General features: G+C 70.4%; 12 protein-coding genes. 7 read left to right on the top strand and 5 right to left on the bottom strand.

The genetic code is table 11. From position 1 onward, the window contains the following. Window position 1 precedes the first annotated feature (1 nt). Window positions 2-751, bottom strand: a complete 750-nt coding sequence (locus AC1RIF_RS09685) for an SDR family NAD(P)-dependent oxidoreductase (protein WP_492601136.1) — start codon at window positions 749-751, stop codon at window positions 2-4. Window positions 752-1073: 322 nt separating this feature from the next. Between AC1RIF_RS09685 and AC1RIF_RS09680 the strand changes: the two genes are divergently transcribed. Next, entirely contained in the window at window positions 1074-2378 is a 1305-nt protein-coding gene (locus tag AC1RIF_RS09680; RefSeq protein WP_492601135.1) for an ROK family protein, read from the top strand. 234 nt (window positions 2379-2612) lie between these two features. Here AC1RIF_RS09680 and AC1RIF_RS09675 read toward each other — a convergent pair whose 3' ends face one another. The 3 genes from AC1RIF_RS09675 to AC1RIF_RS09665 are packed head-to-tail and all read right to left on the bottom strand — an operon-like array spanning window position 2613 to window position 5797. Beyond that, window positions 2613-3920 (bottom strand): lipase family protein, encoded by a 1308-nt coding sequence (locus AC1RIF_RS09675; protein WP_492601134.1) that lies wholly within the window; start codon window positions 3918-3920, stop codon window positions 2613-2615. Between the two features lie 42 nt (window positions 3921-3962). Further along, window positions 3963-4970, bottom strand: a complete 1008-nt coding sequence (locus AC1RIF_RS09670; RefSeq protein WP_492601133.1) for a tocopherol cyclase family protein — start codon at window positions 4968-4970, stop codon at window positions 3963-3965. Between the two features lie 53 nt (window positions 4971-5023). Beyond that, on the bottom strand, window positions 5024-5797 hold the full coding sequence (locus tag AC1RIF_RS09665) for a PIG-L family deacetylase (protein ID WP_492601132.1): 774 nt from the start codon (window positions 5795-5797) through the stop codon (window positions 5024-5026). 94 nt (window positions 5798-5891) lie between these two features. Here AC1RIF_RS09665 and AC1RIF_RS09660 point away from each other — a divergent pair, with 94 nt between their 5' ends. The 6 genes from AC1RIF_RS09660 to AC1RIF_RS09635 all read left to right on the top strand — a co-directional run bounded on the left by AC1RIF_RS09660 (window position 5892) and on the right by AC1RIF_RS09635 (window position 12463). Continuing rightward, a complete protein-coding gene (locus tag AC1RIF_RS09660) occupies window positions 5892-7070 on the top strand; it encodes an MFS transporter (protein ID WP_492601131.1) in 1179 nt (392 codons plus the stop codon). 22 nt (window positions 7071-7092) lie between these two features. Next, the gene (locus AC1RIF_RS09655) at window positions 7093-8004 is read left to right on the top strand and encodes an alpha/beta fold hydrolase (protein WP_492601130.1); all 912 of its coding nucleotides are present in this window, start codon (window positions 7093-7095) and stop codon (window positions 8002-8004) included. Next, entirely contained in the window at window positions 7961-9367 is a 1407-nt protein-coding gene (gene mshA, locus AC1RIF_RS09650; protein WP_492601129.1) for a D-inositol-3-phosphate glycosyltransferase, read from the top strand. The genes AC1RIF_RS09655 and mshA overlap by 44 nt, the downstream gene beginning before the upstream one ends. Further along, window positions 9364-9906, top strand: coding sequence for a type III secretion system chaperone family protein (locus AC1RIF_RS09645; RefSeq protein WP_492601128.1), 543 nt, complete (start codon window positions 9364-9366; stop codon window positions 9904-9906). Before mshA ends, AC1RIF_RS09645 begins: the two co-directional genes overlap by 4 nt. A 430-nt stretch (window positions 9907-10336) precedes the next feature. Further along, window positions 10337-10666 carry a transglycosylase family protein gene (locus AC1RIF_RS09640; RefSeq protein ID WP_492601127.1) on the top strand — a complete coding sequence of 110 codons (330 nt, stop codon included), beginning with the start codon at window positions 10337-10339 and terminating at the stop codon, window positions 10664-10666. 204 nt (window positions 10667-10870) lie between these two features. Then, on the top strand, window positions 10871-12463 hold the full coding sequence (locus AC1RIF_RS09635; RefSeq protein WP_492601126.1) for an AMP-binding protein: 1593 nt from the start codon (window positions 10871-10873) through the stop codon (window positions 12461-12463). 119 nt (window positions 12464-12582) lie between these two features. Here AC1RIF_RS09635 and AC1RIF_RS09630 read toward each other — a convergent pair whose 3' ends face one another. Further along, window positions 12583-14013 (bottom strand): MFS transporter, encoded by a 1431-nt coding sequence (locus AC1RIF_RS09630; protein WP_492601125.1) that lies wholly within the window; start codon window positions 14011-14013, stop codon window positions 12583-12585. Window positions 14014-14060 lie beyond the last annotated feature (47 nt).

Raw genomic sequence — 14060 nt, 5'->3', positions numbered from 1 at the left:
ATCAGTCGGTGGTGCGGTGGAAACGACCGGGTTCGGCCTGATCGCGCGGCTTGACGATGATCTGGTCCAGGTTCACGTGCGGCGGACGCGACGCGACGAACCCGATGATCTCGGCGATGTCCTCCGCCACGAGCGGGGTGATGCCCTCGTACACCTTGGCCGCGCGCTCGGCGTCGCCGTCGAACCGCACCAGCGAGAACTCGGTCTCCACCGCGCCCGGTGCGATCTCGGTCAGCCGCACCGGCTTGCCCAGCAACTCGCCGCGCAGGGTGCGGTGCAGGACGGCCTGCGCGTGCTTGGCCGTGGTGTAACCCGAACCGTTGTCGTACGCGGAGAACGCCGCGACCGACGTGATCGTGACGACCAGGCCGTCGCCGGACTCGATCAGTTTGGGCAGCAGCGCCTTCGTGATGCGCAACGTCCCGAGGACGTTGGTCTCCCACATCCAGCGCCAGTCGTCGAGGTCCGCCTCGAGCACCGGGGCGAGACCCTTCGCGCCGCCGGCGTTGTTGACGAGCAGGTCGACGCGGGGGAGCACCGCGCAGAACGCGTCCACCGAGTCCTCGTCGGTGACGTCCAACTCGAGCGCGGTGCCGCCGATCTCGGCGGCGATGGCCTCGAGACGGTCCAGGCGGCGCGCCCCGAGGACGACGTGAAATCCCTGCTCGGCGAGGGTGCGTGCGGTGGCTTCCCCGATGCCGGAGCTCGCTCCGGTGACGACGGCGACGCGGGTGTCCGGTGACAGGCTCATGGCTCGATGGTAGTGCCGACACGAACCCGGGGTAGGGGACGGGGCTGGGGGTGTGCGGCGGCAGATGCTAGCTTGATCGTCATGTCGTCCGGTATCTCCTCCGCACCGCGGGTCACCTACGTGACCGCCGCGCTGGGGTCCCGGCTGCCGCTGGCTCGGGAACTCTGTTGTCCCTGCCGCGCTTCCCTCAGCTGATTCCGCGCTGCCGGTACTCCCGTTCGTGCTGATCGCCCGCCCCTCCGGTGGGACCTGATCTTCGTCGCAGCGCGTCACCCGACCGTGTCGACAGCCGTCCCCTATGGGGCGGGGCAAGGACAGACTCATGCTCACCGCAGCGCCTCACGCCACCCGAACGAGACCCGTGACCGCTCGAACGGCCACGTCGAGAACCGCACGTCCCGGGGCGACCCGCCCCGCCACCCGGCCACGAATCGTGGCGCCCACCCTCGGGATCGCCGACGGTCCGGCCGCCGCGGTGTTCCGCGTCGCCGCGGCCGGTGGGCCCCTGTCCCGCGACGAGGCCACGCGCGCAACAGGTTCGAGTATCGCGACCGTCAACCGGCACGTGTCGGCGATGCTGGCGGTGGGACTCCTGCGTGAGCGGCCCGACCTCGCCGCGGCCGGCACGGTCGGGCGTCCGCGGATTCCCTTCGAGGTGGACCACGAGTCCTACCTCACCGTCGGCATCCACATCGGCGCCGTCGTCACCAGCGTGATCGCGTCGGACCTGCGGGGCAGGATCCTCGGTGCCGTCGAGATCCCGACACCACGTGGCGCGTCGGGGGCGGCACTCGCCACCATCACCGGCAGCGCCCGCAGTTTCGCGTCCCGCTGGCACCGGCGGCGGCCCCTGTGGGTGGGGGTGGCGCTCGGCGGTCGCGTGGATCCGGAGACCGGTGTGGTCGACCATCCCCGCCTCGGCTGGACCGACGCGCGGGTCGGTGACGTGGTCGGAGCCGGATTCGGTCTGCCCGTCTCGGTCGCCGCCCACGTCGAGGCGATGGCCGCGTCCGAGCTGTTGTTGACGCCGCAGCGCGCCGACAGCGCCGAGGTGCGGGGCAGTGGGCTGTACTTCTATGCGCGCGAAACGGTCGGTCTGGCACTGACTCTCGACGGGAAGGTGCACACTCCGAGCGCAGGCCCCGGGTCGATCGCGCACCTGCCGACCGGCTCGGACGTGCAGTGCGACTGCGGGGCGACGGGCTGCCTCGAGGCCGCCGTCAGCGATCGCGGGGTGCTCCTCGCGGCCCGCCGCGCCGGTGTCCTGTCCGGCGGCGACGTGCTGCCGCCGATCGCCGCGCTGTATCGCGCGGCGCGAGCGGGTTCGACTCCGGCGCAGGAGATCCTGACCGAACGCGCGCGGGCACTCGGCGGGGCGGTCGCGATGCTGCGCGACCTGTTCAATCCGGACCGGGTGATCCTCGGTGGGCAGGCGTTCACCGACTACCCCGAGGCGGTCCCGCAGGTGGCGCAGGCGCTGTCCCGAGCTTCCCGGGTTGGCGGATCCGACGTGCGCATCACCGGATTCGGCAATCGGGTCCAGGAGCACGCGGCCGGTGTCGTCTCGCTCAGCTCGCTGTACTCGAATCCGCTGGCCGCCATGCGGAAGGCGACCGTGCCGATCTGATCCCCACGGCCGCCGGCCGGTCAGAAGTACTGTGCCTGCGTGGTCCGCGCCATCGACGTCAGCATCTGTGGCAGCCGGGACAGTGCCCGCTGGTCCTTCGAGGGCGCGGTACTTCGGCAGCATCTGCTCGGTGATGTAGATCCGACAGTCGTTCAGGTCCAGGCCGGCCTCACGGGTCGCGGTGGCGAGCCGGAACTGTCAGGGTGGCGACCAGGGCGCCGGTGATCAGCTTCCTCATCGCCGCGCCTCCTCGAACCTGCCGACGAACCAGTCGACGTTCTGCATCCCCAGCAACTCGGTGCTGACCCGCCACGGGTTGGTCAGGACGTCCGAGAGGCCGCAGACACTCGGGTCGACCGTGACCTCGGTGCCGCCGGCGCGGTACGCCGCGACGAGCTGCTCGACGTCGGAGTAGGGAACCAGGAAGTCGTCGCGGCACGACGTCATCAGCACCGGAGCCTTCGGGGCCTGCTGCCCCATTCGGTTCTCGGCGTACGCCCGGGCGAAGACCGGGTTGTCGGCCGGACGGCCGTGTGTGTACAGCGCGGACAGCGGCACGAACGGCATGAGCAGGTAGGTCTGCTGGCACGTGCGGTTGAAGACGTCGGCGAGCTGCCTGCCGAGGGGAGTCAGTTCCTCGTCGAGATCGATCTCGGGGTAGCGGGCCGCGTAGCCCAGCGAGTTCGCGAACACGAACCCCGCGCCGATACCACCGTCGGCCTTGCGTTCGAATGTGGCGCTGTCGACCACCATCGCCTGCAGGACGGTGCCGACGACATTGAGTTCGGGTGCGTACGTCGCCTGCTTCTCAGCCGCGAAGCCGGCCGCGACACCACCACCGGCGATGCCGTAGATGCCGACCGGGGTGGCGGGGGCGAAGCCCGCCTCGGGCAGCGCGAGCGCGGCCCGCAGACCGTCGAGCGTGGCGGCTCCGGAGAACCGGCCGATCGAGAAGCCGTTGGGGACCGGGTCACCGTCGTTGGCGGTGTCGCTCATCATCACCGCCCAGCCGTTGCCGAACATCTGCGCGACGGGCCCGAGTGCGGAGAACAACGCCGGATCGTCCTGGTCTCCGCCGGTCCATTGGGTGCTCGGCATGCAGCCCGGGCCGAGGCTGTCGTTGGCCTCCGAGTAGCCGATGAGCTTGCGGTCCTGCGGCGCGGTGCCGTCCTCCGGGATCATCAGCATGCCGGTGTTGACCACGCGGGTGCCGTCGAAGTCGGTGGTGACGTACATCAGCTGGTAGCCGCGGATGTGTGCCGGTTGCACGCCGTACACCTGGACCGTCGCCGGGCGGGCCTTCAACAGCGTGCCCGCGGGTGCGTCGCCGACCGGAGGGGCCTGGTACCACGGGTCGGACACGGGATGGCGCGGCCGCCACTGCTCGGGCGGGGCGATCCGGCCGTCGGTGAATGTGCTCAGCACGAACGGGCTGAATACCTCGTCGAGGCCGACCGGGTCCGGTGCCGCGGTGGCCGCCGGCGCACCGGCGAGCAGGGCCACGGCGGCCACCACCGTCGCGACCGACGTCGTTCGAAGCATGCTCGAGATCCCCCAATATGTCGTTCGTTCCAGTTCGGCCCGCTACTGCTGCGGCGACCCCCGTCGCCGCGATTCCGCCTGTGCCCGAGCGATCCCACCGTGCTCGAGGCCTGCCAGGCGTGACTCACCCGACCACACACATCTTTTGTTGTTACGCAACGTTACGGACAGATTCCCTGCGAGGTGCTCCAACGCGCCGGGAATGTTCCGGCGTTGTGCCGGCAGTGGAACCGGCAGGACGTGTGCGGCGTCGAGTGGAGCCTGCCCCTCGATCTCGACGGACCAACGGCGGTTGCCGCCGCGCAGCCGCCAGGTCTCGTCGGACACTCGCGCGTGGACCGGGGACGTGAGCGGGTTGCCGAGTCGCACGAGGGTGCCGTCGGGCAGCAGCACGACGACGGCCGTGACCGTGGTGCCCAACGGTCCCGCGTCGACCTGACCGCCGGCGAAGGCGACGCACGCCCGCGGATCCTCGAACGCCTGGGCCTGCCCCCACCACCAAGCCGCCGGGAAACCTCCACGGCCCCAGTTCTTCTCGCCGTACACCTGCGCGCCGTCGAGGTTCCAGTGCTCGCCGCCGACCACCGCCCACCCCTCGGCGCGGCCGCCGAGCAGCCACGGATGCCAGTACTGGTTGAGTGCCGGCACGGTGTGGAACCCGCTCGACCCGCCGAGACGACGACGCGGCCACGGGACCGGCGCGGTGATGCGGACGTCGAGACGGGCGTCGGGCGCGAGGTCGACGCGGACCCGGTCCCCGGTGCCGCGGAACGCGTCACCCGCGACGGCGCCGAGCCGGTCGGGGTCGGCCCGGGCCTCGGGATGAGCTGCGGTGCGGAGGAACCCGCCGGGGTGCGCCGCGAAGCCGAGCGTGGCCCAGTGTCCGTCGTCGGCGCGGTTGATCCCGGCGAGCGCGATCAGCACCCTGCCCGTCTCGCGCTGCGTGAACCGCCAGAAGTAGCCCTCCATCGCGACGTCGTGCGCGGTCAGCGGGTTCCCGAACGGCACGTCGGCGCCGGTGCTGCGGTAGCGCGCGAGGAGACCGGGCATGTCGCGATGCTAGGTCGAGACGGGGCGAATCCGCAGGCAGTCGGCCGTATCCGTTACAGCGGCAGGGTGGTCTCGGCGAGCCCGTCCGGGGCTCCGCGGCGCCGGAACCACTCCTGCCCGAACGCGGCCCGCAGCTGCTCGGCCGGCATCTGCAGGAACGGACCGAAGTCGCCGATCTGCGTCTCGTGGGCATGCATCGCGGCGCGCTTGGCCTCCAGCGCCGCACTGACGTCGACGACCGTGGTGATCTCGTCGTCGGACAGACCGAAGGTGTCGAAGTCGGGCGGGGTCGCCTCCTCGCTCCACTCCGGGTTGGCCGCCATCATGCGTCGGATGTGATCGCGGCTGACCGCGGCCTCGTACACGTGCGGCACGTTCGCGAGTTCGGCCGCGCGCACCCCGACATGGTGGACCTGCACGTGATCGGGGTGGCCGTAGCCGCCGTTGGGGTCGTAGATCGTCAACACGTCCGCGGACTCCTCGACGAGGATCTCCGCGAGCCGCGCCGCGGCGGTGTCGACGTCGACGTTGCAGAAGGCGTCCGGATTCGCGTTCTCGGGTGTGCCCGCCATCCCCGAATCGGCGTAGTGCAGCATCACCACGCGGTGTGCGCCCAGCACGCTCGTCGACGCCTCGAGCTCGCGCCGGCGGCGCTGCGCGAGCGTCTCGCCGTCCGCGAGCAGGCCGTCGGGCACCTCACCGAGCGCGCCGTCGGTGGCGGTGACCACGACGACTCGATGACCGGCGTCCGCCGCCTGCCGCATCACCCCGCCCGTCACGAACACCTCGTCGTCGGGGTGGGCATGGAAACAGACCAGAACGCTCATGCGGAAAATGCTTACACGCTGGTCGCCGTGCGGGGCAAGGGTGCGAAACTCTCCTGCGACACCCACCTACCGGCCGTCAGGAGAAACACCGGCAATGATCGGCACCTACCGGGAGATCTTCTCCGCCCGCGGTTCCGCCGCGTTCTCCGTTGCCGGGTTCGTCGCCCGCCTGCCGATCGCGATGGTCGGTATCGGCATCGTGACGATGCTGTCGCAGTTGCGCGGCGACTACGGGCTCGCCGGTGCGCTGTCCGCGGTGTTCGCGCTCTCGTACGCCGCGATCACCCCGCTCGTGTCCCGCGCCGTCGACCGCTACGGGCAACGGCGCGTGCTGCCGGCCGCGTCGGCGATCAGCGCGTGCGGGCTGGGCGCGATGCTGCTGTGCGTGCGGTTCGAGGCACCCGATTTCGTGCTGTTCCTGCTCGTGATCCCCGCCGGGTGCATGCCGACGATCGGCGCGATGGTCCGCGCCCGCTGGACCGCGCTGTACCGCGGGCAGCCGCAGTTGCGCACGGCGTTCGCGTTCGAATCCGTCCTCGACGAGGTGTGTTTCATCGCCGGCCCGGTGGTCTCGGTCGGTCTGTCGGTGTCGGTGTTCCCCGAGGCCGGACCGCTGGTGGCGCTGATCCTGCTCGTGATCGGCACCTTCGCTCTCGTCGCGCAGCGCGGCACCGAACCGGCAGTGCGCGATCGCCGCGAGCATGTCGGGGGCTCGGTGGTCCGCAACCCGGCGATGTGGGCCCTGGTGGCCGTGATGCTCGGGATGGGCACCATCTTCGGCACCGTCGACGTCGTGAGCATCGCGTTCGCGACCGAGCGCGGGACGCCGGCGACGGCGACCGTCGCCCTGGCACTGTTCGCGACCGCGTCCGCGGTGGCCGGCATCGTGTTCGGGGCGCTGCGTCCCGGTGCGGCGCTGCGTCGCCAGCTGGTGTTCGCGACCGCCGCGGTCGCCGCGCTGTTGTGGCCGCTGCTACTGGTGGATTCGATGCTCACCCTCATCGGGGCCCTCGCGCTCGCCGGTATCAGCGTCGCCCCCACCATGATCGTGGCGACGACGCTCGTCGAATCGGTGGTCCCGCACGACAAGCTCACCGAGGGCATCACCTGGACCGTGACCGGACTGGGCGTCGGCGTGGCCGTCGGATCCGCGTTCGCCGGGCAGATGATCGACCATTTCGGCACCCGCGCGGGCTTCGCGGTGGCCGTCGCGTCGGGCGCCCTCGCGTTCGTCGTCGCGCTCGGCGCGTACCTCCTGCGCCGCGCGAAGTGAGCCGTCCCCCTAGGGTGGCCGCATGGCCATTCGTGAAACCGTCGGTGCCGACGGCACCACCCTCGTCTATCGAACGTTCGGTAACCCGGATGCGCGCCCGCTGGTGCTGCTGCACGGCTGGGCGCAGTCGTCGCGCTGCTGGGGCGACGACGTCCTCGCCGCGCTGTCGGAGCAGTACCGGGTGATCGCCGTCGACCTGCGTGGCCACGGCTACTCCGACGCCCCCGCCACGGGCTACGACGACTCCGCGAACTGGGCCGGTGACGTCGACGCGGTGCTGACGGCGGAGGGCGTCACCGCGGGCGCGGTCCTGCTGGGCTGGTCGTACGGCGGCCTGGTGATCTGCGACTACCTGGCCGCGCACGGCACCGCGGCCGTCGACGGCGTGGTGTTCGTCGGCGCGATCACGAGCATCGGCCGAGGCGAGGCGGGTGGTGCGGTCGGTTCGGCGATGAAGGCCGCGATTCCCGCTTCCATGGCCGAGGATCCGCGCACCGCGATCACTGCGCTGGGCAGCTTCGGCACCGCGCTCACCGGCCCGATCGACGACGCCGACGGCGGCGGCAAGGGGGCATGGTCGCAGTCACTGTTCGGCGCGAGCCTGTCCACCCCGCCGCGGGTACGGTCGGCGCTGTTCCGGCGCTCGGCGAGCCACGACGACGTGCTGCGCGGCCTCGATGTCCCCGCGCTGGTGCTGCACGGCACCGCGGACGCCGTCGTCGACATCTCCGCAGGTGAGCACGCCGTCGCGCTGATTCCGGACGCGACCGCGTCGTACTGGGAAGGCTGTGGGCACGGCCCGTTCGTGGAGGATCCGGCTCGGTTCGTCAGCGAGGTCCGGGCCTTCTGCGACGGGATCGGCGAGGGCATCGGCGCCGGGGGAGTGGGAGATGTCCCCTTCTCCGAGAGGACATCCGGCGCAATTACCTCATGACGGAGCGACAAGGCAGTATGGACGCGTGACACCCAAGCACAGCAGCGCGGAGCCCAAGAAGGTCGCCGTACTCTCCGTACACACGTCGCCGCTGGCACAGCCCGGCACCGGCGACGCGGGCGGAATGAACGTGTACGTGCTGCAGACCGCGATCCAGCTCGCGCGCCGCGGCGTGGAGGTCGACATCTTCACGCGGGCGACGTCGTCCGCCGATCCGGTCGTGCAGGACGCCGCGCCGGGTGTCCGTGTCCGCAACGTCGCCGCCGGCCCGTACGAGGGCCTCGACAAGCACGAGTTGCCCACACAGCTGTGTGCGTTCGCGGCGGGTGTGCTGCGCGAAGAGGTGCGGCACGAGCCCGGTTACTACGACCTGGTGCACTCCCACTACTGGCTGTCCGGACAGGTCGGGTGGCTGGCTCGCGACCGGTGGGGGGTGCCGCTGGTCCACACCGCGCACACCCTCGCGGCGGTGAAGAACGCCTCGCTCGCCGAGGGCGACACCCCCGAGCCGGCGGCCCGGCAGATCGGTGAGCAGCAGGTGGTCGCCGAGGCCGACCGGCTGATCGCGAACACCGCCGACGAGGCCGCACAACTCGCGTCGATCTACGGTGCGTCCCCGGACAAGGTCGACGTCGTCGCACCGGGCGCCGACCTGTCGCGCTACCGGCCGGGCGATCGCCTGGCGGCCCGCGCCGCGCTCGGCCTCGACCCCGCCGAGACGATCGTGACGTTCGTCGGGCGCATCCAGCCGCTCAAGGCCCCCGACGTCCTGCTGCGCGCCGCCGCCGAGGTGATCGCCCGTGAGCCGGACCTGCCGCTGCGGGTACTGGTGGTGGGCGGGCCGTCCGGCACGGGGCTCGAACGCCCCGACTCGCTGATCGAGCTGGCCGAGGCGCTCGGTGTCCGGGCGCGGGTGACTTTCCTGCCGCCGCAGCCGCCGGACCGGCTGGCCGAGGTGTACCGGGCGTCGAATCTCGTTGCAGTGCCCAGCTATTCGGAGTCCTTCGGTCTGGTCGCGATCGAGGCCCAGGCTTGCGGGACCCCGGTGATCGCCGCCGACGTCGGTGGTCTGGGCGTCGCGGTGCGTAACCGTGAGACCGGTCTGCTGGTCAGCGGTCACCGGACCGACGACTGGGCGTCGGCGCTGCAGTCGTTGGTGACCGCGCCCGAGCTGCTGGACGAGCTGGCGGCGCGCGCGCCCCGGCACGCCGAGAACTTCTCGTGGGAGCACACCGCCGAGGGGCTGCTCGCGAGCTATCGCGCCGCGCGCGCGATGTACGACCGGATCGACGGCGGCGAGTTCTCGCCGCGCAGGTCGCGTGGGCTGTGGAAGCTGCGTCGGACGAGTGGAGTGCGGGCATGAGCGAACTGGAACGGACGGCCGACGTCATCGATGCCGCGCTGAAGGAGCGCGAGCTCGACTACAGCCGCCAGGGCGAGAACCAGTTCGTCGTCGAGTTGCCCGGCGAGCACAAGCTCGAGACGACGACCCTGCTCACGGTCGGCAACCACGGTGTGCGCGTCGAGGCCTTCGTGTGCCGCAAGCCGGACGAGAACTTCGAGGGCGTCTACAAGTACCTCCTGCGCCGAAACCGCAGGCTGTACGGGGTGCACTACACGATCGACAAGATCGGGGACATCTACCTGGTGGGCCGCATCTCGTCTCATGCGGTGAACGGGGACGAGCTGGACCGGGTCCTCGGCCAGGTTCTCGAGGCCGCGGACGGCGACTTCAATGTCCTGCTCGAGCTGGGGTTCGCGTCGTCGATCAAGCGGGAGTGGGCGTGGCGGGTGTCGCGCGGCGAGTCACTCGCGAACCTGCAGCCGTTCAAACACCTCGTCGAGGGGCAGGACGGCGCCGCGAACGGCCCCGGCTGGGCCGTCGATCCCGGGTCTCGCTGACGTAGCGCGAGCCCTTCCGGCCGTTATCCGGCCGAGATTTCGTGACCCCGTTCACCAAAATCATGTGATCCGGGTCATATAACGGATATGCAACGACGCGGTAGTCGTTCGCGATTCTTGGCGCTTGAACTGCCACTTTTACCAGCTCATGGACCTTTTTGCGTACGGGCGTCTCACAAAATCGACCCGTGACCTTTCCGTGATGGGTGCCTACGGTTGTAACCAGCACGAGATGAACGAACTCGGAGCAAGCAGCACCGGCAAGACATGCAACACACGTAAGACACCGGCCCGCCGCCGCTGACTCTGCCCCGCGGGATCGGAACGAGAAGACCTTCGAGGGGCAGAGGCGAGGCCACCAGAGCCCGGATCGATCAATCGGATCGTCCGACGGCCGCCTCGCCAGCAACATGGAGAGGATCCACCCCCAATGGCAAAGTTCAACGTCAAGCGCACCCTCGGTACCGTCGCCGCCACCGCCGCCCTCGTCGCCGCCCCGTTCGCGATGAGCGTCGGCACCGCCAACGCCGCGTCCGGCAACTGGGACGCCGTCGCGCAGTGTGAGGCCAGCGGCAACTGGGCCGCGAACACCGGCAACGGCTTCTACGGCGGCCTGCAGTTCACCCAGAGCACCTGGAACGCGTTCGGTGGCTCGGGTATGGCGCACCAGAACTCCCGCGAGGAGCAGATCCGCGTCGCCGAGAACGTGTTGGCCGGTCAGGGCCGCGGCGCATGGCCGGTGTGCGGTCAGTACCTCTGAGCCTGACCGCCCGCCGGGGTTGATCGCCCCTCGCGGCACCCCCACGGCAACTGAAGGGACCCTTCGAGCGCTCCGAGCGCACGAAGGGTCCCTTCGTCCGTTCTGTCGGTAGAGTCGGGCCATCTTGTGACTGCGGTCACAGGCGTATATGTTTCGGTCGGTAACGGTTAGTTCCGCCTGGTGCGCCCCACTCGAAGGAGATCCATGAGCTTCCGCAGTCCCTTCCCCGACGTCGAGATTCCCGACCTGAGTGTGTACGACTTCCTGTTCGGTTCGATCGACGCCGCGGATCTCGATCGTCCGGCGATGATCGACGGAGCGTCGGGTGCGGTCACCGACTATCGGACCCTGATCGGGCACGTGAACGCTGTCGCGGGAGCCCTCGCGGCCCGCGGCCTGCGGGTCGGTGACGTGGTGGGTCTGCACTCGCCCAACGTGCCGGCATTCGCGTCGGTGTTCCACGGGATCCTGCGGGCCGGCGGCGCCGCGACCACGATCAATGCCCTCTACACCGCCGACGACATCGCCAAGCAGCTCACCGACTCGCACGCGAGGTTCCTGATCACCGTCTCGCCGCTGCTGGCGCAGGCCAAGGAGGCTGCGGCCGCCGTCGGGATCGACGACGAGCACCTGATCGTCCTCGACGGCGCCGACGGTCATCCGTCGCTGCGGGACCTGCTCACCGCCGGCGCCCCGCCGCCGCAGGTGTCGTTCGACCCGGCCACACACCTGGCGGTGCTGCCGTACTCGTCGGGCACCACCGGCCGGCCCAAGGGCGTCATGCTCACGCACCGGAACCTCGTGGCCAACGTGTGCCAGATCCATCCGCGAATGGGTATCGCGTCGGACGACAAGATCCTCGCGGTGCTGCCGTTCTTCCACATCTACGGCATGACCGTGCTGCTCAACGCGGCGTTGTACGAGCGCGCGAGCCTGGTGACGATGCCGAGGTTCGACCTGGTGGAGTTCCTGCGGATCGTCGCCGAACAGAAGTGCACCTACATCTTCGTCGCGCCGCCGGTCGCGGTCGCGCTCGCCAAGCATCCCCTGGTGGACCAGTACGACCTGTCGAGTGTGCACACCATCTTCTCCGGCGCCGCGCCGCTCGACGAGGAACTCGGCAAGGCCGTCGCGAACCGGCTCTCGTGCCGCGTGCGTCAGGGCTACGGCATGTCGGAGATGAGCCCGGTCTCGCATGCGATCCCGTTCGACCGCGACGACATCGTCCTGAGTTCGGTGGGCCCGACCATCGCGAACATGGAATGCAAGCTCGTCGACCCCGCCACCGGCGAGGAGGTCGACTACCCGGCCGAGGGCGTCAGCGAGCCCGGCGAGCTGTGGTGCAAGGGCCCGAACATCATGGTCGGCTACCTGGGCAACGAACAGGCCACCCGCGACACCCTCGACGCCGACGGCTACCTGCACACCGGCGACATCGCCACCGTCGACGCCGGCGGCGTGGTCACGATCGTGGACCGGCTCAAGGAGCTGATCAAGTACAAGGGCTACCAGGTGCCGCCCGCCGAACTCGAGGCGCTGCTGCTCACCCACCCGCTCATTGCGGACGCCGCGGTCATCGGGGTCCTCGACGACGAGGGCGAGGAGGTCCCGAAGGCGTTCGTCGTCCGCCAGGCCGACGCGGACCTCGACGAGGACGGCGTGATCGCGTTCGTCGCCGAACGGGTGTCCCCGCACAAGAAGGTCCGCAGGGTCGAGTTCATCGACGTGGTCCCGAAGTCCGCGGCGGGCAAGATCCTCCGCAAGGATCTGCGCGCCGGCGAGTCCGCACGGAGCTGACGGTTCACCACCACCGTCGTTGCTCCTCCACGGGTCGTCCGCGGGGGAGCAACGTTCGGTCCAGGTGACCGACGGCCGTCGCGAGGGTCGAATTCTCGCCGGTCAGCGGCGCACCCGGCTCACCGCGCCACCTCCAGTTCGGTGGGGTCGGAGGCCCGGCCGGACCGCGGGAAGAACAGCGACAGGACGGTGCCGGTGAGCAGCAGCCCTGCGCACACCGACACGGCGCGGGAGTACCCGGCGACGAGCGCGACGTCGGCCGGGCCGGCCGCGTTCGAGGTGACCGCCGCCGCGATGCTGACGAGCGCAGCCAGGCCGACCGACCCGCCGATCTGGCGGGATGCGCTGAGCAACCCCGACGCCATGCCCACCTCGCCGGGCGGTGCGTCCGCGGTCGCGACATTGCTGAGCGGCATGAACGACAGCCCGATCCCGACGCTGGCCGCGAGCGAGGGCAGCAGCACCGTGGTGACGTACCCGCCCCCGACGCCGATCATGGAGAAGCCGAGCATCCCGACTGCGGCGAGGGCGGTACCGAGGATCAGCAACGGGCGGGCGCCGTAGCGCGGCAACAGTTTCGAGGACCCGATGATGCCCACGACGAGCCCGAGGCAGAAGGGCAGGAACGCGAGCCCGGTCGCGGTGGGCGAGAATCCCAGGCCCCGCTGCATGTACAGCGAGACGAAGTAGAACGCGCCGAACTGCCCGGCGCACACGACGCACATGATCGCGTTCGCGAGTCCGATTCGCGGGCGCAGCAGTGTCGAGAACCGGACGAGCGGGTCGGTGGTGCGCGTCTCGACCGCCACGAACGCGGCGAGGAGGGCGACGGTCGCACCGGCGCCGCCGAGCACGAGGGGCGATGTCCATCCGCGGGACTCGGTCGCGATGACGGTGCCGACCAGCGCCGTCAGGCCCGCCGTCGCCAGCACGGCGCCGGGCAGATCCAGTGCGGAACCGGCGGATCGACTGGTCCGCGGCAACCCTTGCCGGGCGGTCACGGCGGCGATCAACGCGACGGGCGCGCCCGCGAACATCACCCAACGCCAACTCAATCCCTGCGTGAGCACGCCGCTGAGCACCACGCCGAGCGCGCCGCCGAGGGCCGAGCACAGCGCGCCGACACCGAACGCCTTCGCCCGCGCAGCGCCGTCGGGGAACGCGGCGCTGAGCGCGGCGAGGCCGGCGGGGGCGATCATCGCGGCGCCGACGCCCTGTAGAGCTCGCGCTGCGACGAGCAGTCCCGCGGTGGGTGCGAACGTCCCCGCGATACTGACGACGCCGAACAGGAGCAGTCCGGCGACGAGGATGCGCCGGGTGCCGGCCACGTCGCACAGGCGTCCACCGAGCAGGAGCAGGCCACCGAACGCGAGGGCGTAGGCGTTGACCACCCACGACAGATCGGCGTCGGCGAAGTGCAGTGAGCGCTGGATGTCGGGGAGGGCGACGTTGATGACGGACATGTCGAAAGCGACGAGGAACTGTGCGGCCGCGGCCGTCGCCAGCACGAGGCCGGTCCGGGTGCCGGTCCGCGTCGGGGTCGATGTCATCGCAGGTCTCCAATTTGTATACGCGTTCTCATAATTTGTTAGGTTTA

The organism is Prescottella sp. GW823-FHT02E09, assembly GCF_058797375.1.
The sequence above is the reverse complement of the archived record's forward strand: the minus strand, read 5'-3'. Positions and strand labels throughout refer to the sequence as shown.

Coding starts and splice junctions, on each gene's coding strand:
- AC1RIF_RS09685 (WP_492601136.1), bottom strand. CDS start 751: ATGAGCCTGTCACCGGACACCCGCGTCGCCGTCGTCACCGGAGCGAGC.
- AC1RIF_RS09680 (WP_492601135.1), top strand. CDS start 1,074: ATGCTCACCGCAGCGCCTCACGCCACCCGAACGAGACCCGTGACCGCT.
- AC1RIF_RS09675 (WP_492601134.1), bottom strand. CDS start 3,920: ATGCTTCGAACGACGTCGGTCGCGACGGTGGTGGCCGCCGTGGCCCTG.
- AC1RIF_RS09670 (WP_492601133.1), bottom strand. CDS start 4,970: ATGCCCGGTCTCCTCGCGCGCTACCGCAGCACCGGCGCCGACGTGCCG.
- AC1RIF_RS09665 (WP_492601132.1), bottom strand. CDS start 5,797: ATGAGCGTTCTGGTCTGTTTCCATGCCCACCCCGACGACGAGGTGTTC.
- AC1RIF_RS09660 (WP_492601131.1), top strand. CDS start 5,892: ATGATCGGCACCTACCGGGAGATCTTCTCCGCCCGCGGTTCCGCCGCG.
- AC1RIF_RS09655 (WP_492601130.1), top strand. CDS start 7,093: ATGGCCATTCGTGAAACCGTCGGTGCCGACGGCACCACCCTCGTCTAT.
- mshA (WP_492601129.1), top strand. CDS start 7,961: ATGTCCCCTTCTCCGAGAGGACATCCGGCGCAATTACCTCATGACGGA.
- AC1RIF_RS09645 (WP_492601128.1), top strand. CDS start 9,364: ATGAGCGAACTGGAACGGACGGCCGACGTCATCGATGCCGCGCTGAAG.
- AC1RIF_RS09640 (WP_492601127.1), top strand. CDS start 10,337: ATGGCAAAGTTCAACGTCAAGCGCACCCTCGGTACCGTCGCCGCCACC.
- AC1RIF_RS09635 (WP_492601126.1), top strand. CDS start 10,871: ATGAGCTTCCGCAGTCCCTTCCCCGACGTCGAGATTCCCGACCTGAGT.
- AC1RIF_RS09630 (WP_492601125.1), bottom strand. CDS start 14,013: ATGACATCGACCCCGACGCGGACCGGCACCCGGACCGGCCTCGTGCTG.